The sequence below is a fragment of the Streptomyces sp. 13-12-16 genome (assembly GCF_002114215.1).
GTDB lineage: Bacteria > Actinomycetota > Actinomycetes > Streptomycetales > Streptomycetaceae > Streptomyces.
The window spans coordinates 1-7,945 of the sequence record NZ_NCTE01001227.1; the positions used below are offsets into that span (position 1 = coordinate 1).

7 protein-coding genes and 1 pseudogene are annotated in these 7,945 nt (G+C 71.4%); 3 read left to right on the forward strand and 5 right to left on the reverse strand.

Translation table 11 applies throughout. The features are described from left to right. From B7767_RS38125 to B7767_RS38135, 3 genes are all read right to left on the reverse strand, one after another. A partial coding sequence (locus tag B7767_RS38125; protein ID WP_085575976.1) for a DUF1702 family protein occupies nucleotides 1-855 on the reverse strand: 855 nt, incomplete at its 3' end. 104 nt (nucleotides 856-959) lie between these two features. Then, a complete protein-coding gene (locus tag B7767_RS38130) occupies nucleotides 960-1,403 on the reverse strand; it encodes a helix-turn-helix domain-containing protein (RefSeq protein WP_085575977.1) in 444 nt (147 codons plus the stop codon). Nucleotides 1,404-1,490: 87 nt separating this feature from the next. After that, nucleotides 1,491-2,699: an IS701 family transposase gene (locus tag B7767_RS38135; RefSeq protein WP_085575978.1), complete on the reverse strand. Its 1,209-nt coding sequence runs from the start codon at nucleotides 2,697-2,699 to the stop codon at nucleotides 1,491-1,493. Between the two features lie 295 nt (nucleotides 2,700-2,994). Between B7767_RS38135 and B7767_RS38140 the strand changes: the two genes are divergently transcribed. Further along, complete coding sequence (locus tag B7767_RS38140; RefSeq protein ID WP_107486567.1) at nucleotides 2,995-3,636, forward strand: TetR/AcrR family transcriptional regulator; 642 nt, start codon at nucleotides 2,995-2,997, stop codon at nucleotides 3,634-3,636. A gap of 262 nt (nucleotides 3,637-3,898) precedes the next feature. Here B7767_RS38140 and B7767_RS38145 read toward each other — a convergent pair whose 3' ends face one another. After that, on the reverse strand, nucleotides 3,899-4,879 hold the full coding sequence (locus tag B7767_RS38145) for an NAD(P)-dependent oxidoreductase (protein ID WP_085575979.1): 981 nt from the start codon (nucleotides 4,877-4,879) through the stop codon (nucleotides 3,899-3,901). Continuing rightward, on the reverse strand, nucleotides 4,876-5,502 hold the full coding sequence (locus tag B7767_RS38150; protein WP_085575980.1) for a ScbR family autoregulator-binding transcription factor: 627 nt from the start codon (nucleotides 5,500-5,502) through the stop codon (nucleotides 4,876-4,878). Before B7767_RS38150 ends, B7767_RS38145 begins: the two co-directional genes overlap by 4 nt. Before the next feature lie 125 nt (nucleotides 5,503-5,627). Between B7767_RS38150 and B7767_RS38155 the strand changes: the two genes are divergently transcribed. Both B7767_RS38155 and B7767_RS38160 read left to right on the forward strand, forming a co-directional pair. After that, entirely contained in the window at nucleotides 5,628-6,578 is a 951-nt protein-coding gene (locus B7767_RS38155; protein ID WP_179167472.1) for a ScbA/BarX family gamma-butyrolactone biosynthesis protein, read from the forward strand. A 338-nt stretch (nucleotides 6,579-6,916) separates the two neighbouring features. Further along, nucleotides 6,917-7,945 (forward strand): annotated as a pseudogene (locus B7767_RS38160) (helix-turn-helix domain-containing protein); the annotation flags it as partial.

Consider the following 7,945-nt stretch of genomic DNA (forward strand, 5'->3'; position numbering starts at 1 on the left):
GGACAGCCCGGTGAACGCCTCGACGGCGGCCTCGGTGTGCGCGGGCACGAACCCCGCGTGGTGGCGGGCCTTGGCGGCGAACACCGACCCCTGCGCCAGGTGCCCGAGCTCGGAGCCCGCCTCCTCGCGCAGCAGGGCCAGACCGGCCGGAGTGCTCCCGCCGGCGAAGGTCGCGGCGAGACCGACGCCGCTCCACAGGTCCGCCTGCCGGTTCCCGGCGAACGCCCGGACGGCCGCGGCGACGTGCCCGGTGTGCCCGCCGTGGATGAACCACAGGGCGCGGCCGACCCCCTGGTCGAAGGCGCGGCGCCAGTAGGCGGGGTCGCCCTCCCAGGCGTACGGTTCGTCCTGCCGCTGGCGGGTCACCCAGGTGTCGGTGTCGAAGTAGGCGCGGTCGAAGCCGTAGCCGTCGACGCACAGCCAGCTCATCTGCGGGTAGTACGCGGGCCCGGACAGGCCGGGGACGAGCTTCTTCCACAGGGGGCGCGGCAGCTTGGCCATGGCGAAGCCGATGCCGATGTAGTTCAGGAAGATGTGCGGCCTGCCGCCGCCGGTGAGCAGGTCGCGGGTGCGGTGGCCGGACCGGCCCATCGCGTCGCGTATGGCGCACGCCATGGTGGCGCCCTCGTAGGCGAAGCCCCGCTGCTCGGGGTCGACCAGGCTCAGGCGGCGTTCGGTGGTCGCGAGGTCGCGGTCCTCGATGCCCCATTCGAAGCCGGTGACGACGGCCTGCGGAACGGCCTCCAGCCGCCGGGTCCGCTCGTCGTCCCGGACCGTGAACCCCCGGCCGGAGAAGCTCACCTCCTCCAGCGACGGGGCCATGGCCAGTCTGCGCAGGGCTCCCAGTACGGGCATGTGCGTGCCTCCTCCTACGAGAGCCGCCCCGTTCCGGCGGCCGGGGGGCCATCGTGTGCGGTCCGGCCCGCGCCGGGCATCTTCGACCATGCCCTGCGCGGCGTTCAGCGGATGCGGCGCACCTGGACCTCCTCGTCGTGCACGGCACGGCCGCACTGCGTGCAGCGCAGCTCCACGCGGACGGGGCTCTCGCAGCCGACGTGGTCGGCGCGGCGGGGCGGTCCCAGCTCGTGCGGCAGATTGCGGTCGCCCCACTGCATCAGGGCGAGGACGGCACAGGTGAGGTCCTTGCCCGCGGGGGTGAGCCGGTACTCGTACCGGACGGGCTTGTCCTGGTACGGGACGCGCTCCATGACACCGTGCTCGACCAGCCGGGTCAGCCGGTTGGTCAGGACGTTCCTGGCGATGTCGAGGTTCTCCAGGAAGCCTTCGAAGCGGCAGCTGCCGAGCAGCGCCGTGCGGACGATCAGGAGCGTCCAGCGCTCCCCGATCACCTCGAGCGTTCGGGCGAGGTTGCAGTCCTGCCCCTCATACGTATGTCTCAGCATCTGATCACACCGGTAGGGAGGGCCTTTCGGCGGTTCCGGGGGTGGTCCGCGGCGGCGTTCCGTCACCGCGGGAGCGGGCGGCGGCGTTCACACCGCCGCCAGGAGGTGGCGTTCGGGCACAGCGGGGGCCTGCCGGGTGAACCGGTCGTAGGCGTAGGCCGCCGAGACGAGGGTCATGTGGTGGTGCCAGCCCGGATAGGACCGGCCCTCGAAGTCGAGCAGTCCGAAACCGTCCTTCATCTCGCGCACGGCCTCCCCCACCCGCGGCAGCAACTGGGCGAGCGCCAGCACGGATTCCGTACGGGCGTGGATGAGGCTGGTCAGCCAGAACTGGAGCGGGCGGCGTTCGCTGTCGGACCGGACGGCCAGCAACCGGTAGGTGCGGTGGGCGTGGGCACCCGACGTGCCCTGACCGGGCAGGTGGACGAAGCCGGAGACGACCGTCGCGGGGCGGCCGTCGCCGTCCCGGCGGGTCACCGTCTCGACGCGGTCCGGCATGCCGCCGCCCGCCCCCAGGAGGCTGCCCGCCGTGAGGACCAGGCCGTAGCCGTCACCGCTGCGGGGACGCTGCGTCCGCAGGTGCCGGCCGACCATCACGTGCAGGTTGCCGGGCACCGGGACGACGAAGTCCCGCCCGCGCAGGGCGAGTCCGTGCAGCAGGGTCCTGACGCCGAAACCGGCGGCCGGGTCCAGGCTGCAGACGACCGGCAGCGGAGTGCTCCCGGCGGTGGTGGCGAGGGAGTCGATCAGGTCGAGGGCGTGCTGTTCCGCCGTGCGCAGTCCCGCGTCGGACGGGATGCGGGCGCGCCGGCGGCGTTCGGGGTCCTTGGCCCAGGAGCCCGGCAGCAGCAGCCGCCAGTCGACCGGCGCGGCCGCCCCCGCCGAGGCGAGGAAGGCGCCGACGCCGACCTGGCAGGTGACCGACCGTCCGGTGGAGGGCAGGAACCGGCGGTGCACCCCGCAGGAGTGCTCCCCCCGTTTGCGCAGTACGGCCTGGTCGACCACCCAGGCCATGGGGGGCGCCTGCCGCTCCACCCATCTCGCCAGCTCCGTGCGGACCGGATTCCAGTCCCAGGGACTCGCGTTGACGAACTGGTGGAGCGACTGGGAGGTGGCCGGCGAGGCCGAGACCGTCGCCGCGAGGCGCCGTACCGACTTCTTGCCCGGGGTGGTGAGCAGCGCCCGCACGTAGGCGTGGGCCCACCGGCGCTGATCGGCACGCGGCAGGCACTCGAAGATCTGCTCGGTGAAGACCGGTATCGAGGTGTTCACGTGCGTCAGCGCTCGTCCAGCCATGGCAAGTTCCCTCCCCTGGATCGGTCCGCGGCTGCCGACCGCGCTAAAATAATAGCGAACAACCTCTTTTTTTCTCGACTCCGGGGAGTTGACGAATGCACTTCGCCAAGTTGGCCGGCTCACCGCCCTCTGACCGGGCCGTTTGCCCGCCGACCCCCTTGCCGCCGACCTCCGTGCCGCCGGACCGGGGTCCGTCACGAGGACCGGCCGACGCACGGAGAAGACCGCCACCGCACGCGGAACCGCCGGCCTTCCGCCCACGACCGATGCCCCGTCACATGCCCGAGGAGGCGACATGGTGAGACAGGAGAGGGCCCTGCGCACCCGCGCCGCCGTGATCACGGCGGCCTGCGCGGAGTTCGCCCGCGCCGGTTACGACGGCACGTCGCTGTCCCGCATCAGCCAGCTGGCCGGCATGTCGGTCGGGGCGCTGACCTTCCACTTCCGGACCAAGCAGGAACTGGCCGACGCCGTACAGGAGGAGGGGCGGTCGGTGACGCTCGCCGCACTGGACGGCTACGCCCACGCGGACCGCCAGGCGCTGTGCCAGGTGGTCGGCCTCACCCTCCAACTGGCCCGGCTCATGGAGGAGGAGGCCTCGGTCCGTGCCGCCATCCGGCTGAGCAGGGAACGCCCGGGCTCGGCCTCCTGGTCGCAGGCCTGGCTGCCGACCGTGCGCAAACTCCTCGACGAGGCGCACGCGGCCGGGCAGCTCCGGGAAAGCGCCCCGGCCGCCGACGTGATGACGCTGGTCGAGCACCTGACCGACGGGGCGGAGGTGTACCTGCGCGGCAGTGCCGAGGACGAGTCGGAAATCGGGAACACCGTCGCACGACTGCGCACCGTCTGGAAGCTCACGCTCACCGGGGTGTCGGTCGACCCGCCCGGCCCGGGACACCCCGAAGCACCGTCACCGCTGGACCCCGAACCGAGGTGACCGCCCTCAGCCACCCGGCCCGGAGCATCCACGGCGCTCCGGGGACGTCGAAGCGCCGCCACCGTTGGACCCCGAACCGGGGTGACCGTCTTCAACCACCCGGTCCGGGGCGCCGCGGGTGCTCCGGGAACACCGAAGCGCCACCACCGCTGGAACGCTGAACCGATGTGACCGTCTTCAGCCACCCGGCCCAAAGCATCCACGGCGCTCCGGGGACCTCGAAGCGCCGTCACCGCCGAAACCCGAACCGGGGCGACCGCCCTCAGCCACCCGCTTGGTCGGCCACGGCCGACCGGTACCACGGAGCGGCGTCTTCCACCCACGCCAGCGGCGACGGCTCCGGGGAGTATCCGGCGACCCGCCAGATCTCGTCGCTCCGGTACCAGTGGTCGGTGGCGACCAGGGCGAACTGACGCTCGCTCACGGGAATCCGCGTGGCCCTCAGCCGCTCCAGGCACTCCCGCCAGGGCAACTCCGCCGTCACGGCGGGCAGTACGTCGTACCGTGCCAGGGTGCGCAGCAGGTCCCCCACGCGCACCGGCCGGGGATGGCTCGCGTGCCGGACGCCGCCGAGGCCTTCGGCCCGTCCGGGGGCGAGCGCGAGGCGGGCGACGAGCCGTGCCAGGTCGTCCACGGCCACGGCGGACACCCTGCCCCGTCCGCCGTCCCACAACGCGGGGACGGCGCGCAGGCACTGGGCGAGCAGCGGCACGACCCAGCGGTCCCCCCTGCCGAGCACCAGTCCCGGACGCAGCACGGTGGCGCCCGCGGCCAGGGCGTGGGTCTCCCCGGCCAACCGGGTACGACTGGCCGGGGACACGGGTGCGGGGACGACCTCGTTCACCCCGATCCCCCGGTGGGGGCCGGGACCGTACACCGCCGCCGTCGACAGGTGCACGACGCGGCTCACGCCGTCCCGGGCCGCCTCCCGCATCAGAGCGGCCGTCCCCTCGACGTTGACCGCGGCGCACTCGGACTCGTCCGGGCTGATGACGGCGGCCATGTGGAGGAGCACGTCGGCCCCCTCGCACACACCGCGCAGCGTACGGGGCCGCGCGATGTCCGCCCGGACCCACTCGTCGGCCGGCCCGGCGCCCTCCGGCCGCCGTCTGCCGACCGCCCGGACGACCAGGCGTTCGCCCGGACCGGCATCTTCTCCCGTGCGGTGCGCGACGAGTTCGCGGAGCACCGCCGAGCCGATGAACCCGGTGGCGCCGGTCAGCACCACGCGCAGAGGTCTCATGCGGCCAGCCGCTGGGGGTCCACCGGGAACGAGAGCTTCGCCCTGGCCTGCGGGGTGGCGATGGCGGGAAGCAGGTAGCGCCACATCGACACGAGGCGTTCCGGCAGGTCGGCGCGTTCGGTGGAGACGTTGGAGAACACCTGGATGCCGCTGTAGGCGCCGACGAGCACGTTGGCGAACTCCGCCTCGTCGACGTCGGCCAGCAGCTCGCCCTGTTTCCGCGCCTCACACAGCAGCTCGCGGAACTCGCTCACCCACTCCTGGTACGCCGTGTCGTCACGGGCCCCGAACTCCCCCTGCTCGACGGCGAGCCGCACGCTGGCCCGGAACAGCACGTTGGTCTGCAGCTCGCGGGCGAGGAAGAAGGTGAGGTCGACCAGCTTCTGAAGTCCGGCCGTCTCCACGGAGAAGTGCACGAAATCCTGCTGGTGGGCCATCACGGCCTGCGCCAGGCTCCTCTTCGACTTGAAGTGGAAGTACATGCCGCCCTGAGTCACCTGGGCCCGGTTCATGATCTTGCTGATGCTGGCCCCGCTGTAACCGCACTCGTCGAAGATCTCCGCAGCCGCGTACAGGATCGTCTCCCGGGTCTTCACAGCCCGTTCCTGCTTCGGCTCAGCCATTTCAGTGCCTCGATCACTCTCGACAAAAAAAACGAACGCCCCTATTTTACAGGTCAACGCCTTCGGCCGGTAGGCAGAAGGCGTCCACTCACACTGCTTCTCACGCTGCTTCCGGGGGGATAGTCATGCTCATCACCGCTGAGAACCCTGCTGCCGCAAGACCGCTCCTGACCACCACCGTCGCCAAGGAGTACGTGCACCGCGCAGCCCTGGCGGAAGTGTTCCTCACGGAGTGGACGAAGGCGGGACCGGACTCGTTCACCGTGAGCGCCCAGTGGCCGCGCAGCCACAGCTTCTACGAGTGCGAGAACGGGCTCTACGACCCGCTGCTGCTCTGCGAGACCGTCCGTCAGACGTTCCCCCTGCTGGCCCACGTCGCCTACGACGTCCCCCTGGGCCACCAGTTGAGCTGGTCCCGCTTCCAGTACTCGGTCAACATGGACGCGATGGGCGTCGAACTGAACCCGGCCGAGCTCGAACTGCACGTGACGTGCTCGGACATCCGCTTCTTCCGGTCGATCCCCGCGTCGATGTCCATGCACATCGAGGCGGTGCGCGGCGGTGCCCTCCTCGCGGTGGCGGACACGCACTTCGGCTGCCACTCACCGGCCGTCTACCGGCGGCTGCGCGCCGGACGGGCCGGCGACTTCGGCGCCTTCCTGAACGCGCCTGCGGCGCCCCGGCCGGTCGAGCGGACCACGGTGAACCGCCACCGGCTGCGGGACATCGTCCTGTCCCCCACCGAGCAGGAACAGCGCTGGCAACTTCGCGTCGACACCGCACACCCGGTGCTCTTCGACCATCCCGTCGACCACGTGCCGGGCATGCTGCTCCTGGAATCCGTACGTCAGGTGGCGCACGCCCTGCGGCCGTTCCCGGCCGGCGCGGCACCGGCGTCGATGGACGCGACCTTCAAGAAGTACGTCGAGTTCGACGAACCCTGCTGGATCGAGACCGCTCCGGCCGCCGAGTCCGCACCGACGCGCGACGGACGCCGAACGGTCCGCGTCAACGCCTTCCAGGGAGAAGAGCTGGCGTTCACCGCGACGACCGAGATGGTCGACACGACGCCGTAACGAGCCACGGCCCGCCTTCGGGCGGGCCGTCCGCGGTTTCACCGCAACGAGAAGAGTTCCAAGGGCTGAACCCAGTGTGCCACCACTGGGCTCACAGCCATGCCACCCGTCGAGCCGTCTGCCCGACGGACGAAGGCCCGTCGGGATGCCACTCCCCAGGGCCTTCTTCGGTTCCGGACGAACCACGAAGCCATGCGACGGCTTTGTCATGCCCCCTACCAGGAGACGCCCTCATCATGGAGCAAAGCTGCGGCGTTGACCAGCCCTCTCAGCCCGCATCCGCGAGTACACGTCCTTTTGGGCAACTTTCCGCACCCCGCGAACCCGACCGGTCCCCGATGCCCGCCGGCACCCTCCCTCCTTCTCACGCGTACATACGGCAGCGGGTCAAGGTCCCGATGCGGCTGGTGGAGTCGCCCCACTACTCGGACGCCGCCCTCAGCGTCTACGTGAAGGTCAAGGCACTGGCCCAGCGCCCCGAGGGATGCACCGCCGGGATCGCCACGCTCGCCTCCTACCTGAGGCTGTCCGAGTCGACCGTGCAGCGCGGCCTGGCCCAGCTCCGTACGGCAGGCCCCGACGGCCTCGTGGAGTTACCGGAGAGCCGGCGCAGGTCCCTTCCCGGCGGATACGGGACGACGGCCCGCCGACAGGTCAGACCCATGACACCGACGGAACGTTTCATCTGGCTGCCGGTGACCGCCAGCGAGTCTCTCCGCCCACGTCTGCTGCGCGCCTTCGCCGTGATCGCCTACGCCGTCGCGCAGAAGCACCCGCTGACCTTCCGCACGCTCGCCGGAGTGCTTCGCCACCACTCGGGACCCCGGGCGGGCCTGCCCCTCACCACGGGCGCCGTCACCCGCATCGTCGAGCAGTTGGACGCGTCGGGCTGGATCACCGTCCACCGCAGGGCCGGGGAGCACGGGCGGCACCTGTTCGGGGTCCACGACGGGCGCCCGTCCGCCCTTCTTGATGACCGGTCAGGTACCCGGACTGGTGAAGGATCGCTCGCGTACAAGGAAGACCGGAGAACTGACCGACCCGATGACGACACCGCCCACCCCTCACCCGCCGTAGGCGAGAGACAGGTGGGTAGGGAGGCGGTCACCGCGGTCGCACCGCACGGCCGTCCGGTGCTGCGCGCGGAGGACACGAGCCCCTCTCCCGTACGCACCGGGCACAAGCCCTACACGGGGCCACAGCTGACCTTCAGCCCACGGCTCCACTCCGTACTGGAGCCCGTGCGTTTCCTGCTCGAGGACCTGAACACCTACGTGCAACGGCGGCTGGGGCGGGAGATCGCCCGGCAGCTAGACGCGGGCACGGGCGTCGAACGCCTGCGGAGCCGTCTCACGCAGCGGCTCGCC